This is a genomic window from Mycobacteroides chelonae CCUG 47445 (genome assembly GCF_001632805.1).
Taxonomy (GTDB): domain Bacteria; phylum Actinomycetota; class Actinomycetes; order Mycobacteriales; family Mycobacteriaceae; genus Mycobacterium; species Mycobacterium chelonae.
The window spans coordinates 2,581,574-2,595,978 of the sequence record NZ_CP007220.1; the positions used below are offsets into that span (position 1 = coordinate 2,581,574).

At 63.8% G+C, this 14,405-nt stretch carries 16 protein-coding genes, 1 tRNA gene and 1 pseudogene; 10 read left to right on the plus strand and 8 right to left on the minus strand.

Annotated features, from left to right (window positions below; all coding sequences use genetic code 11):
- Positions 1–7 precede the first annotated feature (7 nt).
- The 3 genes and pseudogenes from BB28_RS12705 (at position 8) to BB28_RS12715 (ending at position 2,396) form a co-directional block, all read left to right on the plus strand.
- Entirely contained in the window at positions 8–448 is a 441-nt protein-coding gene (locus tag BB28_RS12705) for a Zn-ribbon domain-containing OB-fold protein (RefSeq protein WP_030097764.1), read from the plus strand.
- Positions 445–1,650 (plus strand): lipid-transfer protein, encoded by a 1,206-nt coding sequence (locus BB28_RS12710; protein WP_046253737.1) that lies wholly within the window; start codon positions 445–447, stop codon positions 1,648–1,650. Before BB28_RS12705 ends, BB28_RS12710 begins: the two co-directional genes overlap by 4 nt.
- A 39-nt stretch (positions 1,651–1,689) precedes the next feature.
- Positions 1,690–2,396 (plus strand): annotated as a pseudogene (locus BB28_RS12715) (YwaF family protein).
- On the opposite strand, the gene BB28_RS25550 reads toward BB28_RS12715, so the two are convergent.
- The 6 genes from BB28_RS25550 to BB28_RS12745 all read right to left on the minus strand — a co-directional run bounded on the left by BB28_RS25550 (position 2,378) and on the right by BB28_RS12745 (position 8,217).
- On the minus strand, positions 2,378–3,103 hold the full coding sequence (locus tag BB28_RS25550; protein WP_030097761.1) for an ABC transporter ATP-binding protein: 726 nt from the start codon (positions 3,101–3,103) through the stop codon (positions 2,378–2,380). The pseudogene BB28_RS12715 and the gene BB28_RS25550 overlap by 19 nt on opposite strands.
- Positions 3,104–4,051, minus strand: coding sequence for an ABC transporter ATP-binding protein (locus tag BB28_RS25555; RefSeq protein WP_046253738.1), 948 nt, complete (start codon positions 4,049–4,051; stop codon positions 3,104–3,106).
- The gene (locus BB28_RS12730) at positions 4,048–5,220 is read right to left on the minus strand and encodes a branched-chain amino acid ABC transporter permease (protein WP_046253739.1); all 1,173 of its coding nucleotides are present in this window, start codon (positions 5,218–5,220) and stop codon (positions 4,048–4,050) included. The genes BB28_RS25555 and BB28_RS12730 overlap by 4 nt, the downstream gene beginning before the upstream one ends.
- Entirely contained in the window at positions 5,217–6,287 is a 1,071-nt protein-coding gene (locus BB28_RS12735; RefSeq protein WP_030097758.1) for a branched-chain amino acid ABC transporter permease, read from the minus strand. The genes BB28_RS12730 and BB28_RS12735 overlap by 4 nt, the downstream gene beginning before the upstream one ends.
- A gap of 30 nt (positions 6,288–6,317) precedes the next feature.
- Positions 6,318–7,502, minus strand: coding sequence for a branched-chain amino acid ABC transporter substrate-binding protein (locus tag BB28_RS12740; protein WP_101312502.1), 1,185 nt, complete (start codon positions 7,500–7,502; stop codon positions 6,318–6,320).
- A gap of 97 nt (positions 7,503–7,599) precedes the next feature.
- On the minus strand, positions 7,600–8,217 hold the full coding sequence (locus BB28_RS12745) for an ANTAR domain-containing response regulator (RefSeq protein ID WP_046255793.1): 618 nt from the start codon (positions 8,215–8,217) through the stop codon (positions 7,600–7,602).
- A 124-nt stretch (positions 8,218–8,341) separates the two neighbouring features.
- Here BB28_RS12745 and BB28_RS12750 point away from each other — a divergent pair.
- Together BB28_RS12750 and BB28_RS12755 are read left to right on the plus strand one after the other, a co-directional pair.
- A tRNA-Leu gene (locus BB28_RS12750) sits at positions 8,342–8,418 on the plus strand.
- 88 nt (positions 8,419–8,506) lie between these two features.
- Positions 8,507–9,046: a hypothetical protein gene (locus BB28_RS12755; RefSeq protein WP_046253740.1), complete on the plus strand. Its 540-nt coding sequence runs from the start codon at positions 8,507–8,509 to the stop codon at positions 9,044–9,046.
- 6 nt (positions 9,047–9,052) lie between these two features.
- On the opposite strand, the gene BB28_RS12760 is transcribed toward BB28_RS12755, so the two are convergent.
- A complete protein-coding gene (locus BB28_RS12760; RefSeq protein ID WP_030097754.1) occupies positions 9,053–9,421 on the minus strand; it encodes a hypothetical protein in 369 nt (122 codons plus the stop codon).
- A 147-nt stretch (positions 9,422–9,568) separates the two neighbouring features.
- Here BB28_RS12760 and BB28_RS12765 point away from each other — a divergent pair, with 147 nt between their 5' ends.
- The 5 genes from BB28_RS12765 (at position 9,569) to BB28_RS12785 (ending at position 13,838) form a co-directional block, all read left to right on the plus strand.
- Entirely contained in the window at positions 9,569–10,045 is a 477-nt protein-coding gene (locus BB28_RS12765; protein ID WP_046253741.1) for a nuclear transport factor 2 family protein, read from the plus strand.
- A gap of 73 nt (positions 10,046–10,118) precedes the next feature.
- Entirely contained in the window at positions 10,119–11,381 is a 1,263-nt protein-coding gene (locus tag BB28_RS12770; protein ID WP_046253742.1) for a class I SAM-dependent methyltransferase, read from the plus strand.
- Entirely contained in the window at positions 11,378–12,166 is a 789-nt protein-coding gene (locus BB28_RS12775) for a glycosyltransferase family protein (RefSeq protein WP_030097751.1), read from the plus strand. The genes BB28_RS12770 and BB28_RS12775 overlap by 4 nt, the downstream gene beginning before the upstream one ends.
- Positions 12,163–12,816: a PIG-L deacetylase family protein gene (locus BB28_RS12780; RefSeq protein WP_046255794.1), complete on the plus strand. Its 654-nt coding sequence runs from the start codon at positions 12,163–12,165 to the stop codon at positions 12,814–12,816. Before BB28_RS12775 ends, BB28_RS12780 begins: the two co-directional genes overlap by 4 nt.
- A complete protein-coding gene (locus BB28_RS12785) occupies positions 12,813–13,838 on the plus strand; it encodes an NAD-dependent epimerase/dehydratase family protein (RefSeq protein ID WP_046253743.1) in 1,026 nt (341 codons plus the stop codon). Before BB28_RS12780 ends, BB28_RS12785 begins: the two co-directional genes overlap by 4 nt.
- Before the next feature lie 5 nt (positions 13,839–13,843).
- Here BB28_RS12785 and BB28_RS12790 read toward each other — a convergent pair whose 3' ends face one another.
- Positions 13,844–14,401 carry a dTDP-4-dehydrorhamnose 3,5-epimerase family protein gene (locus BB28_RS12790; protein ID WP_046253744.1) on the minus strand — a complete coding sequence of 186 codons (558 nt, stop codon included), beginning with the start codon at positions 14,399–14,401 and terminating at the stop codon, positions 13,844–13,846.
- Positions 14,402–14,405 lie beyond the last annotated feature (4 nt).

Consider the following 14,405-nt stretch of genomic DNA (forward strand, 5'->3'; position numbering starts at 1 on the left):
TGACCGGGTGCCTACAGATCAAGCCCCCGCCGTCGACGGTTGGTTCGATACCGACGAATCCGGCCAACCGCATTTGATTGGCGGCAAGTGCACACAGTGCGCCACCATCGTGTTTCCGCCGCGCGCCAACAACTGCCCCAACCCGGCCTGTGACAGTGACGTGCTGGATCAGGTGCCGCTGTCATCGCGCGGCACGGTCTGGAGCTACACCGAGAACCAGTACGCACCGCCTCCCCCGTATCCGCCCTCTGATCCATACGAGCCGTACGCGATCGCCGCGGTCGAGCTGGCGGCCGAGGGCATCATCGTGCTGGGCAAGGTCGTCGCCGGCACCGGCGCCGCGGATCTGAAGGTTGGCCAACCGATGGAACTCGCCCTGGAGCCGCTGTACACCGACGACGAGGGTGTCGAGCGGCTGGTCTACGCATGGAAGAAGGTTTCCGCATGAGCCGCACCCCGGATCCCGTCTACATCCTTGGCGCGGGCATGCACCCATGGGGCAAGTGGGGTCGCGACTTCACCGAGTACGGCGTGGCGGCCGCCCGCACCGCGCTTCAAGACGCCGAACTGGATTGGCGCCAAATTCAATTCGTCGCCGGAGCGGACACCATCCGAAACGGCTACCCGGGCTTCATCGCCGGTTCGACCTTCGCCCAGAAGCTGGGATGGAACGGTGTGCCCATCAGTTCGACCTACGCGGCCTGCGCCAGTGGTTCACAGGCGTTGCAGAGTGCGCGCGCTCAGATCCTGGCCGGATTCTGCGACGTGGCGCTGGTCATCGGGGCCGACACCACCCCCAAGGGCTTCTTCGCACCGGTAGGCGGCGAACGCAAGGCCGACCCGGACTGGCAGCGTTTCCACCTCATCGGAGCCACCAACCCGGTGTACTTCGCGATGCTGGCCCGGCGGCGGATGGACCTCTACGGCGCGACCGCAGAGGATTTCGCCCAGGTGAAGGTCAAGAACTCCCGGCACGGCCTGAACAACCCGAACGCGCGGTTCCGCAAGGAATCCACGGTGGAGGATGTGCTGGCCAGCCCGGTGGTGTCGGATCCGCTGCGGCTACTGGACATCTGCGCGACCAGCGACGGCGCCGCGGCCCTCATCGTGGCCAGCGCCGATTTCGTGAAGAAGCATCTCGGTTCGGTCGAAGGCGTGCCCTCGGTGCGCGCCGTCGCAACCATCACCCCCAAGTATCCGCAGCATCTTCCCGAACTCCCCGATATCGCAACCGATTCCACCGCGGTGGTGCCGGCGCCCGATCGTGTCTTCAAGGACCAGATCGTTGACGCCGCGTACGCGGAGGCCGGTATCGGCCCCGAGGACGTGAGCCTTGCCGAGGTGTACGACCTCTCGACGGCCCTGGAGCTGGACTGGTACGAGCACCTGGGCCTGTGCGCCAAGGGTGAGGGTGAGCAGCTGCTGCGCAGCGGTGCCACGACGGTCGGCGGCCGGATCCCGGTGAATGCCTCCGGTGGTCTGGCCTGTTTTGGCGAGGCCATTCCGGCGCAGGCCATCGCGCAGGTGTGCGAGCTGACCTGGCAGCTGCGCGGGCAGGCCGGTGACCGGCAGGTCGAGGGTGCCCGGGTTGGGATTACCGCAAACCAGGGCTTGTTCGGCAACGGCTCGTCGGTGATTGTGGCGCGCTAGCGGCGCTCACCTACGATCGCGGGGCGTTAGCCTCAAGCGATGGTGCGACAGTTCCACGCGTACGGTCCGTCGCACTGGGTGATTCTGGCCGTATTCGTGCTCGGCGCAGGGCTCTTGGTGTGGCAGGGGCGTCGGCTCACCGATACCCCAGCCCGCCTTCTGGGGCGGGTGCTCGGCGCCGTGACCGCGATCATCTATGCCGCCATACTGATCGCGGGATGTATCCCCCCGCGCATCGAGGCCTCGGTGCCTCTGCGGCTGACCGACCTGGCGACCGCGGTCGCCGCCTATGCGCTGTGGTCCCAGCGCACTTGGGCGTATGCGTTGACCTACTACTGGGGCCTGGTGCTCAGCAGCCAGGCGTTGATCTCCCCCGTGCTGACAGGTCCCGACTTCCCGGGGCGGGGGTTCCTGGCGTTCTGGTCGATACATCTGCTCGTGGTGTGGGCGGCCATCTATCTCACCTGGGGGCGGGGCATGCGCCCTACCTGGCGCAGCTATCGCATGACCGCCATGGTCACGTTGCCTGGGCTGTCTTCACCATGGCCTTCAATGCTGTCGTCGGGTCAAACTATGGATTTCTCAATCAGAAACCCTCGACCGCAAGTCTTTTCGACCTGATGGGTCCATGGCCGTGGTACGTCGTCACCGCGACCGTACTGGTCCTGACGGTCTGGGCGCTGATGACCTGGCCGTGGCAGCGATCGCCGGCTGAAACCGGTGAACCTCAGACCACGCCGAGATAGGCGGAGCGAATGCTGTCGTCCTGCAGTAATTCTCGCCCGGCACCGGACCGCACGACCGAGCCGGTCTCCAGAATATAGGCGTGGTCCGAACGGCTCAGTGCCTGCTGTGCGTTCTGCTCGACCAGAACCACCGTGGTCCCCGAGGCGTTGATCTCCTCGATGATGTTGAAGATCTTCGTGATCAGCAGCGGGGCCAGACCCATGGAAGGCTCGTCGAGCAGAAGGATCTTCGGCCTGGCCATCAGGGCACGTCCAATGGAGAGCATCTGCTGCTCGCCGCCGGAGAGCGTGCCGCCCTCTTGGTGCCGACGCTCGGCCAGCCGCGGGAACAACGCGTTGATCCAGTCGAGACGCTCCCGGCGCTCCGCCCTGGACTTGAATTTTCTTCCGTAACATCCCATTTCGAGGTTCTCGGCGACGGTCATGCCGGGGAAGATTCCGCGCCCTTCGGGGGCCTGCACGATCCCTGCTTTGACGCGCTTGTGCGCCTTCATCTTCGAGATGTCCTGGCCCTCGAAGAAGATCGTCCCCGAACTCAGCGGCACCAGACCCGAGATGGCGCGCATCGTGGTCGATTTACCGGCGCCATTCGAACCGAGCAGGGTGACCAGCTCGCCCTCCCGGACATCGAAGGACAGCGTGCTCACCGCCTGGATCGGACCGTAGTGGACCCCGACGTTGTTGAGTTTCAGCTGTACGGGAGGCATCTACCTCTCGCTTTCGGTATCGGGTGCGGCCGAATCGAGCCAACCGGGATCGGGTCCGTGGAACTCCTCATCGGCCACTCCGAGGTACGCCTCGATGACCGCCGGATCGTTTCGTACCTCGGCGGGCAGGCCGTCGGCGATCTTCCTGCCGAATTCGAGCACCACGATGCGGTCCGTGACGCCCATGACGAGCTTCATGTCGTGTTCGATGAGCAACACCGTGTAGCCGTAGTCCCGGATGCGCTGGATCAGCTCGATCAGCGATTCCTTCTCGCTGGGGGTGAATCCGGCGGCCGGCTCGTCCAGGCAGAGCAGTTTGGGTTCGGTCGCCAGCGCCCGCGCTATCTCGAGTCTGCGCTGGCTGCCATACGGCAGCTCCTTGGCCTTGACGTCGGCTACATCGGCGATGCCGACGAAGTCGAGTAGCCCCAGCCCCACATCGACGGCGTAGTGCTCCTCGCGGCGATGCCGCGGGGTTCGCAGCAGCGCGCCCAGCACCGACGTCTTGTGCCGGGCGTCGGTGCCCACCGCGACGTTCTCCAAGGCGGTCATCTCGCCGAACAGCCGGATGTTCTGGAAGGTCCGGGCGATCCCACGCCGGGTGATCTGGTGGCGCCGCAGCCGGCGCAGTGGCTTCCCGTCGAACACGATGGCGCCCGATGTCGGCTTGTATACCCCGGTGATGGCGTTGAAGCAGGTCGTCTTGCCCGCACCGTTGGGGCCGACCAGCCCGAGGATTTCCCCGCGCCGAATATCGAAGCTGACCCCGTCGAGGGCTTGCAGGCCACCGAATTTGAGCGTCAGTTCCTTGACCTCGAGCAGCACTTCTGCCTCGGCGGAATCGGCCTCGTCCGGGGCCTCCCCGGCGAGGTCAACCGCGGTGCCGGAGTCACTGAGTTCGTCGACTTCCGGTGCGGCCCCTGTGCTGGTCTCGTTGTGCTCGGTCATGCCGTGGCCTCGGCTTGCTCGGGCTTCTTGGCGCCAATCCGCTCAGTTGCCTTGCGCCAGTAGGCCATCAGTTTTTGGTGGGCCGGGAATAGGCCCTGCGGCCGGAAGATCATCAGGACAACCAGCGCCAACCCAAAAAAGAGGTACTTCAGATTGCCGAGGTCGACACCCTGCACCTGCACGCCGAGAAGGCGATTGGGCAGGTAGACGATGATGAACGCGCCGAAGATCACGCCAAGCTTGTTACCCTGCCCACCGAGGACGACGGCGCACAGGAACAGCATCGAGTTGATGATGTTGAAGGTGGGCGATGCCACGTATTGCACCTGGCCTGCGTAGAGGGCGCCGGACAGTCCGCCGATGCTGGCGCCGATCACGAAGGCCCACAGCTTGAACCGGAACGTGGGAACCCCCATCATCTCGGCGGCGTCCTCGTCCTCCCGGATGGCCACCCACGAGCGGCCGACCCGGCTGCGCTCCAGATTGCCCATCAGTATCAGCACCACCGCGATCAGACAGAGTCCTAGCCAGTACCACCACACCCCGTAGTTCAGGTGTCCACCGGAATTGCCGCTGGAGAAGACGCCACCACGGACGTACTGCTCCCCCACGTGCGGATAGGCGATCTTGTGTAGACCGCGGGGGCCGTTGGTGACCTCCAGGTTATCGGCGAGCAGGCGGATGATCTCGCCGAATCCCAACGTGACAATGGCCAGGTAATCACCCCGAAGGCGCAGCGTGGGGGTGCCCAGCACCAGACCGAAGAAGGCGGCGATCGCGACCGCGATGGGCAGACACGACAACCAGGCCCAGCTCGAGCTGAAGAAGGCCGATGTCCCCATGCGATTCCAGGGACTGTCGGGACTGGTCAGCAATGCGACCGTGTACGCACCGATGGCGTAGAAACCGACGTACCCCAGGTCGAGCAATCCAGCTTGTCCCACAACGACATTCAGGCCTATCGCGATGAGCGCCACCATAGCGAACTGGGCCATTACCCCGCCGAAGCTGGTATTGGGAGTGTTCAGGTACGGAATCTTCCACACCGGAAGCAGTGCCATGAGCGCGAATCCGATGAGCCCGTACACCCACTGGACCGGACGGGCCAGCTCGGACCACCATCGGCGTATCGAGTCGCCCGGCGCCAGGGCGCGTGCTGCGGTGGTCATGCTTTCGCCCGCCCTAAGCTCTCACCGAGAATGCCGGTGGGCCGGAACATGAGCACGAGCACCAGCAGGACGAAGGCCACCACATCGCGCCACTGGGTGCCGAACACCGCTTGCCCGTAGTTCTCCATCACGCCCAGCAGCAGGCCCCCGAGCAGCGCTCCGCGCAGATTGCCGATACCGCCGAGCACCGCGGCAGAGAATGCCTTGATGCCCAACAGGAATCCGCCGGAGTAGATGATGCCCTGCGGAACTTTGAGCGTGTACAGCAGTGCGGCGGCCCCGGCCAGCAGACCACCGATGATGAAGGTCGTCATGATGATGCGTTCGCGAGAGACACCCATGAGCGTCGCCGTCGTGGGGTCCTGTGCGACCGCCCGAATACCGCGCCCAAACTTGGTGTGATTGATCGCGACATCGGTGATGAAGGCCAGCACCAAGGCCGCTGCCACGACGACCAAGGTGACATTGGTGATCGTGGCCTGGAACGGAATGTGGCGGCCGCCCACATCAAATGGGCCGAAGGTCCATACCGGCCTGGGCGTCACCAGCCGGATTGGCTGTTGCGCGTTGCTGCCGCCGTAACCCTTGAGGATCTTCGGCAGCACGAAGTGCACGAATTCCTGGATGACGAAAGACATCCCGATGGCGGTGATGAGGAACGTCAAGGGCCGTGCGCCACGGCGACGCAGCGGGCGGTAGGCGACCGCTTCCAACCCCAGCGCCGTGGTGGCCGATACCGCCATGGCGATGAGCATGGCGACACCGAGGTACAGCACGGTGAGCGAGACGCCCTTGTTATAGGCATTGCCGCCGGGCGAGAACCCGAGCACGACATCCAGGGCGAAGTACGCCCCGAACATGCCCAGCATGAACACCTCGGAATGCGCGAAGTTGATGAGACGCAACACTCCGAAGACGAGCGTGTAACCCACCGCGACCAACGCATAGATGGCGCCCCACGCCAAACCGTCGATCGTCAGCTGACCGATGCTGTTCCACAGTCCGTGAAGATCGAATGAAATTGTGCTGGCCTGCACATCTGTTTGTGCCATCCACCCCGAAATCATTTGCGGCTGAGCCTAGTCCCCTCGTATGTCCTACGTGACCTTATACACCCAGATAAGTGTCGAGGTTAGCTCTCCGTTCTCGTTCCACTTGTATTCACGCGCCACACCCTGCCCCTGGTAATTCCTGACCCAATCAAGCAACCCCGCTCGGGTGGTCTTTCCGGCGTCGATGCCCTTGACCAGGATGGTGGCCAGGTCGTATCCCTCGGTGCTGTAGGTGCCCGGTTCCTGCTGGAACTTGGCGGTGTACTCCTTGGAGAAGGTGTCCGAAGCCGGCCCGCACGGGCAGGACAGTAGTGCGTCCTTCGCGGAATCACCGGCCTGTTTGACGAACTCCATATCCTTTGCCCCGTCCGCGGACACAAATGTCGCGGTCACTCCGGCATTACGCAGCTGCTGGACCAAGGGAGCCGCCTCGGCGTAGTAGCCACCGAAGAACACCGCGTCCGGTGCGGCGTTCTTGAGCTGCGTGACCGCCGCGGAGAAGTCCTTGTCCCCCTTCTTCACCGAGGCGTTGCAGTCGGTCCCGAGCGTCCCGCGAACCGCGTTGGCAAGCCCGGATCCGTAGTCGGTGCTGTCGTCGACGACGCAGATCTTCTTGTACCCGAGCGTTTTCTTGAGGTAGTTGGCGACAGCGGGACCTTGCACGCCGTCATTGGCAAGCCCACGGAAGAACGTCTTCCAGCCCTGCTGGGTGAGCGTCACGTTCGTGGCCGAGGCGGTCGTGGAGACCAGACCTGCCTCGCTGAAGATCTGGCCCGTCGACTTCGTCTCCCCCGAGAACCCCGGCCCGATCAGTCCGACGATGGTGGGGTCGCCGATGATTTGCGGGGCAATGTTGCTCGCGTTCTGCGGCAGGCCCTCGGTATCGAACTCGCGGAGTTTGATCTGGCATCCGGGATTTGCGGCGTTGTGCTTGTCGACGGCGAGTTTCGCCCCGTCGAGAATATTGATCCCGAGGGCGGCATCGGGACCGTTGAGCGCACCGGCCATCGCCAGTGAAACGTTGGCGCACTGCGCTTTTCCGTCACCGGCAGGATCGGCCGCTGATTTCACGTTCGACGCGGGCACCTCGGTCCCATCCTGAGCGATCTGCACCAACGGCGAGATCTTCAGGTTGGTCTGATTGGACTCGTCCGACTGAGTGCCGGCGTGACAACCGACCAGGGCGAGGGACACCGCGCCCAGCATGATCACACTCGCGCGTGCACGCACGATTACCTCCGGATGGCTGGGGCTGACAGGTCGTAACAAAATCGCTGATCAGAAAACATAGCCAACCGCGGGGCGACGCGCAGTGCTTACCCGAGTTTCAGCTCGGCGCGTCGGTATCGAGTGTTTCCAGCACCACTTCGGCAACGCGCTTCATGGTGGTGCGGCGGTCCATCGCGGCGCGCTGGATCCATTTGAACGCCTCTGGCTCGGTCAGGCCCTGGGTCGACTGCAGAACGCCCTTGGCGCGCTCGACCAGCTTGCGGGTCTCCAACCTGTCAGCGAGCGTCTGAACTTCCTTCTCCAGCGCGGTCAGCTCGCCGAAACGGCTCACGGCGACCTCGATGGCGGGTACCAGATCGGTCTTGGAGAACGGCTTCACCAGGTAGGCCATGGCGCCGGCATCGCGGGCCTTCTCCACCAGGTCGCGCTGGCTGAATGCGGTGAGAATCACAATCGGGGCGATGCGCTTGGCGGCGATCTCCGAGGCGGCATCGATGCCATCGCGACGTGGCATCTTCACGTCCATGATCACCAGATCGGGTTTGAGTTCCTGGGCGAGGTCGACGGCTTCCTGGCCGTCCCCGGCCTGACCTACCACGTCATAGCCCTCCTCGTGCAGCATCTCGACCAGGTCGAGGCGGATGAGGGCTTCGTCTTCGGCGACGAGCACACGGCGGGCGGGCGCCGCCGGTTCGGTGTTCTGAGGGCCGGTCATGGCGACCATTGTGACGCATGTGGTCGTGTGTACGGCGATACCCTGGTGAAAGTGATGTTCCCCATCCCTTAAGGTTGGAGATCGCGCGACTGGCCGCTGGACACCAAAACGGCAGTAACGCCAGGCCCTCGTATCCCAACTGGCAGAGGAAACGGATTCAAAACCCGTGCAGTGTGAGTTCGAATCTCACCGAGGGCACCAGGAAGACAACACCAGGGCTCCAAGACGACGGAGTCCAAACTCGACCAAGGGCGCCGCGAATCGCGGCCGTCATGCTTTGATTCCCCGCATGAACCGAGCAACTGTCGGTGTGCTGACGCTTATGGTGTGCGCTTCTGCGGTCGCGGCGTGCCAAACATCGTCCGGTATTACCCGCATATCGGACACGGCGTCGTCGACGGCCACCACGAAGACCTTCGCCGCCTCGACCATCCCCCGGTCCACCTCCCTCTCGCCGACTGCCAAGGCCGATGCTGATGACCCGGCCAAGCGCATCCGCGATACCTTCCGGAGCCTGCAGAACCCCGTGATCGCCGCCACGAAGGACGGCACCGGCAGCTATGACATCCCGGTAGCGCCGCAACCATCAGCGTCGGGTCCGGCGGCCTACATCGCGGCCCTCTGCACCGGCGGCCCGGCCGTGAACATCGCGCTGGACAACACCCCGATACCCGGCGGCGGCATATGCGGCGACGACCCCAGCAAGCCCGGAGTCATCGTGATGCTTCTTGCCGTGAAGGCAAATCCGGCGGCCCCCCACACCATCAAGGTGCAAGGAGCCGCCGGTCAGCACAGCTGGGTGTCGATGGCCTACGGCCAGATGTATTGACCGCGCCTAGCCGACGTCGGTACAGGTGACTCCGGGGTTCTCGCAGTCGGAGCCGGTCTCGCCGGGTGCACTGACCCAGCCGCCGTCGTCGTCATGTCCGGGAGCGATGTTGGACTCGGGTGGGTTGTTGTCGGAACCGCACACCACCCAGGCGTTCTCGCACTGAGCCCCGGCGCCGCCGGGGAGGTAGCCCCAGCCGCTATTCCCGTCGTTGCTCGGCTGATCGACCAGCGATCCATGCGACGGCGAGTTGGGTGCGCCCGGAACCGGAGGTGCCGGCGACGGATCGGCCGAAGCCACCGCTCCGAATCCGACGAACGCAGCTGCCAGGACGCCGGCCGCGGGCGCCACGACAAAACGGGTGAATGAGTTCATGGGCACCTCTTCAAAGGGTGGACGAATACAGGACAAATGTACTCCCACACACAGCTTTTGCAGATGACCTTGGTAGGAACCGCACACCATGTCTAACCCCTGCCGATGTCGCACACGACGCCTCGCCGCGTGCTAAGACTGGCCAGCATGACCCCCGAGACCCTCGTCGACATCCACGAGATCACCGAACTCAAATACCGCTACGCCCGCACCCTCGACAACAAGTTGTGGGACGAGTTCGCCGACACACTCACCGAGGATGTTGAGGCGACCTATGGCACCGCAGTGCATGGCGCGCCGCTCGAGTTCACCTCGCGCACCGGTGTTGTCGACTACATGCGGTCATCGTTGACCACGGATATCACCAGCGTGCACACCATGAGCCATCCAGAGATCGCGGTGGACGGAGACACCGCTACCGGCAGCTGGGCCATGAGCGACGTCGTCATCGTCCCGGCGCACAGCGTCCTCATCACCGGGACCTCGTACTACACCGACCGCTACCGCCGCGACGCCGATGGAAAGTGGCGGATCAGCTACATCTCGTACTACCGCCTCTATGAGGCCATGCAGAACACCAAGGACATCGGCTTCAACCTGATCGCCAACCGCTGGTCGCAGTAGCGCCGAGAACCGGGTAACCTATCGCCGGGTCTGGAGACATCCGTACTCCACATAGCTGGCATAGGAGGAACCGGTGCGCTGTCGCCTCTGCGACTCGACGGAGCTGCTCAGCGTCGTCGATCTGGGTGCCACCCCACCCTGCCAGAAGTTTCTGCACGCCGATGAGCTGGATCTGCCGGAACCCACTTATCCCCTGCACCTGCGGCTTTGCCGCGACTGCATGTTGCTGCAAATCCCTGCGTTGATTAGCCCCGAGGACAACTTCACCGAGTACGCGTACTTTTCGTCGTACTCCGACAGCTGGGTCGATCACGCCCGCGCATACGTCACCAACTCGATTGCGCGCCTGGGGCTTTCTCCCGACGCCCCGGACGACTTCATGATCGAGGTGGCCAGCAACGACGGCTACCTCCTTCAGCACGCCGTTGCCCAGGGAATCCGCTGCCTGGGCATCGAGCCGTCGGTGAACGTCGGACAGGCGGCGCGCGACAAGGGCGTTCCGACCCTGACGGCCTTCCTCGACGAGGGCACCGCGGCCCGCGTCCGTTCGGAGCACGGTCCGGCCCGCCTGGTCGCGGCCAACAACGTGTACGCGCACATCCCTGACTTGCGGGGATTCACGCGAGCCCTGCGGGGGCTCGTTGCCGATGACGGCTGGGTGAGCATCGAGGTACATCACGCGCTCAACCTCATCGAGCTCGGCCAGTTCGACACCATCTACCACGAACACTTCCAGTACTACACCGTATTAGCAGCTCAAAGAGCGCTCGCTGTAGGCGATCTGGAAGTGGTCGACGTCGAACTGCTTGACACACACGGTGGTTCGATACGGGTGTGGGCGCGCCCTCGCGAATGCCGGCCCGAGATCGCGCCATCGGTTGCCGAGGTCTTGGAGCTGGAACGGCGGGCAGGTCTGCACGAATTGGCCGGATATGAACGATTCCGTGCGACAACCGAACGAATCCGCCTGGAGCTCTTGCAGTTCCTGCTTACCTGCAAGGCAGAGGGCAAGACCGTCGTCGGCTACGGCGCGCCCGGTAAGGGCAACACGCTGCTGAACTACTGCGGCATCCGCACCGACCTTCTGGGTTACACCGTTGACCGAAACCCCTATAAGCAAGGCATGTTCAGTCCCGGTACCCGCATCCCGGTGCACTCCCCCGAGCGAATCGATGAAGACAAACCCGACGTGGTGCTGGTGCTCCCATGGAACCTGGAAGCCGAGATCACCCAGCAGTTGCGGCATATCGGCGAATGGGGTGGAAGGCTCGTCTACCCCCTGCCGCAGCTACACGTCGTCGAACCCCATATTGAGCCCGAAGGAGCATCGGTATGAAGGTCGTGCTTTTCTGCGGAGGCTTCGGCATGCGCATGCGCAACGGCGCCGGCGATGTGATCCCCAAACCGCTCCAGATGGTCGGACCGCGCCCCCTCATCTGGCACGTGATGAAATACTATGCGTACCATGGACATAAGGAATTCATCCTGTGTCTAGGCTACGGCGCTGAGGCCATCAAGGACTTCTTCCTTGGCTACAACGAAGCGCAATCCAACGATTTCGTCTTGGCCGAGGGCCAGGTGCGGCTGTTGAAGTCCGATATCGCCGATTGGACCATCACGTTCGCCGACACCGGCGCCGAATCGCCCATCGGAGAGCGGCTGCGGCGAGTACGTCACCACCTCGGCGACGATCGCTACTTCCTGGCCAATTACGCGGACGTTCTCACCAACGCTCCCCTGGACGATCTGGTGGCCAAGTTCCACGATTCCGGAGCCGCCGCGTCCATGCTCCTGGTTCCGCCGCAATCGTCGTTCCACACCGTGGACGTGAATGACGGTGGATCGATCACCGATATCACCGCCGTCTCCAAGCTCGACATGTGGGAGAACGGCGGCTACTTTGTGCTCTCCCAGGATGTCTTCGACTATCTGCCCGCGGGCGGCGACCTCGTCGAGGACGCCTGCGGGTCGCTGGCCAAAGAAGGCAGGATGTTCGGCTACAAGTTCAACGGATTCTGGAAGCCGGCCGACACCTTCAAGGAACGCGCCGAGCTTGACGAGGGTTACCGCAAGGGCGTGCGCCCATGGATGGTCTGGGAGCAGGAGCCCGCCACCACGTGATCGAACTCAACACCGGCGCCGTCGACGAAATCGCCTTGCTGGCAGCGCATTGTGACGATATCGCGATCGGCATGGGTGGCACCCTGCTCACCATGGCGACTCGCCACCCCGGATTACGGGTCCGCGCGCTCGTGCTGACGGGCGGTGGCACCGAACGAGAATCCGAGGAGCGGGCCGCGCTGACAGCTTTGTGCCCCGGGGCCGAAGTGGCCGTCGACGTACTCGACTTTCCGGACGGACGAGCCCCCGCACATTGGAACCAGATCAAGGACGCGCTCTCGGCTTTTCGCCGTGAGTCGACGGCCACGGTGGTTTTCGCTCCGCAGCGCCGCGACGCTCACCAGGACCACCGCCTGCTGGCAACCCTGGTGCCCACCGAGTTCCGTGACCATCTGATCCTCGGTTACGAGATCATCAAATGGGAAACCGATACCCCGACGCCCACAGTGTTTCAGCCGCTCAGCGATGAGATCGCCCGTAGCAAGGCAGATCTCATCTACGCGCACTATCCCTCGCAACGCCCCCATGACTGGTTCGACCACGAGACATTTCTCTCGTTGGCGCGCGTGCGCGGCGTGCAGTGCCGCCACCGGTACGCCGAAGCATTCGTACTGGAAAAGGCAACGATCTCTCTAGGAGCAACGCAGTGAAGGTTCTCATCACCGGCCATCAGGGCTATCTCGGCACCGTGATGTCTCAGATGGTCGCCGAGGCCGGTCACGATGTGGTTGGTTTGGATTCGGGACTTTTCGCCGATTGTGTACTGGGCCCGGCACTCGTTGAACCACCGTCGCTCGCGGTGGATCTTCGTGATGTGACGGTGGACCAGCTGGCAGGCTTTGATGCGGTGATCCATTTGGCGGCGCTCTCGAACGATCCGCTCGGCGCATTGGCGCCGGACCTCACCTATGACATCAACCATCACGCCTCGGTACGCCTGGCGCAGCTTGCCAAAGATGCTGGAGTGAGCCGTTACCTGTACGCGTCGACATGCTCTGTGTACGGCTCGGCGGGCGAGGACCTGGTCAATGAGAGCGCTCCGCTGAAGCCCTTGACCCCCTACGCGGAGAGCAAGGTCCGAGTCGAGGATGATGTCGCCGCGATCGCCGACTCCTCCTTCTCGCCGGTGTTTTTGCGTAACGCCACAGCTTTCGGGTACTCGCCCCGGCTTCGCGCCGATATCGTGCTGAATAACCTCGTTGGCAACGCGGTTCTCACCGGCGAGGTCAGGGTGCTCTCGGACGGAACGCCCTGGCGGCCCCTGGTACATGCCCGCGATATCGGCTCGGCATTCCTGGAGTGCCTCACGGCCCCCCAGGACGTAATCCACTGTGCGGCGTTCAATGTCGGTACCGAGGAGAACAACCAGACGGTCGCACAGATCGCGGAGGCAGCCGTCGCCGCCGTGCCCAACTCCACCTTGGCCATCACCGGAGAGACGGGTGCGGATCCTCGTTCGTACTGCGTCGACTTCTCTGCGATCCGTGCCGCATTGCCCGGGTACCGGGCGCAATGGTCGATCGAGGCCGGCGCTAGGGAGCTCTACGAGCAGTGCGTGGCCGGCAATCTCACGGAATCGCTGTTTCGCCAATCCTTCACCCGCCTGGCGCATTTGAATAATCTGCGCGAGTCCGGAGCAGTAGACGACACACTGCGCCCGGTCGCACGGTGAGCCGGTCAGCGCCCGGTCAACGCGGCCCAACTGCCCGCCGCGGCATCCTTGGCGCTGATGACGGTAATCGGAAGCGGCCAGTCGATGCCGAGCTGGGGATCGTCATGGGCGACCGAGACATCCTCGGCGGGATCGTGCGGCCGGTCGATGCGATAGCAGAGGTCGGCCCACTCTGTCAGCGCTTGATGGCCATGCAATATGCCGGCCGGGACGAATAGGTGCGCGAAGGTGGAATCGTCGAGGGTGAAGCTCTGCCAACGTCCGAATGTCGGTGATTGGGGGCGGGCGTCAACCAGCACGTCGAACACGGCACCGCGCGCACAGCGGATGAGCTTGCTTTCGCCGCGGCCCGAGCGTCCATGTAGACCGCGCAATACACCTTGGCGCGAACGCGATTGGGAGTCCTGTAGAAAGTCGGCGGCCCGCACCGCGGCGCCGGCGGCGAGCTGGTACTCGTCGAATATGGTGGCGTCGAATGTTCGTGTGAAGAACCCACGGTCGTCCTGGTGCGGCGCCGGCTCCATCAGCAGGACGCCGTCGATCTCGGTGGTGTGGATGCGCACTCCG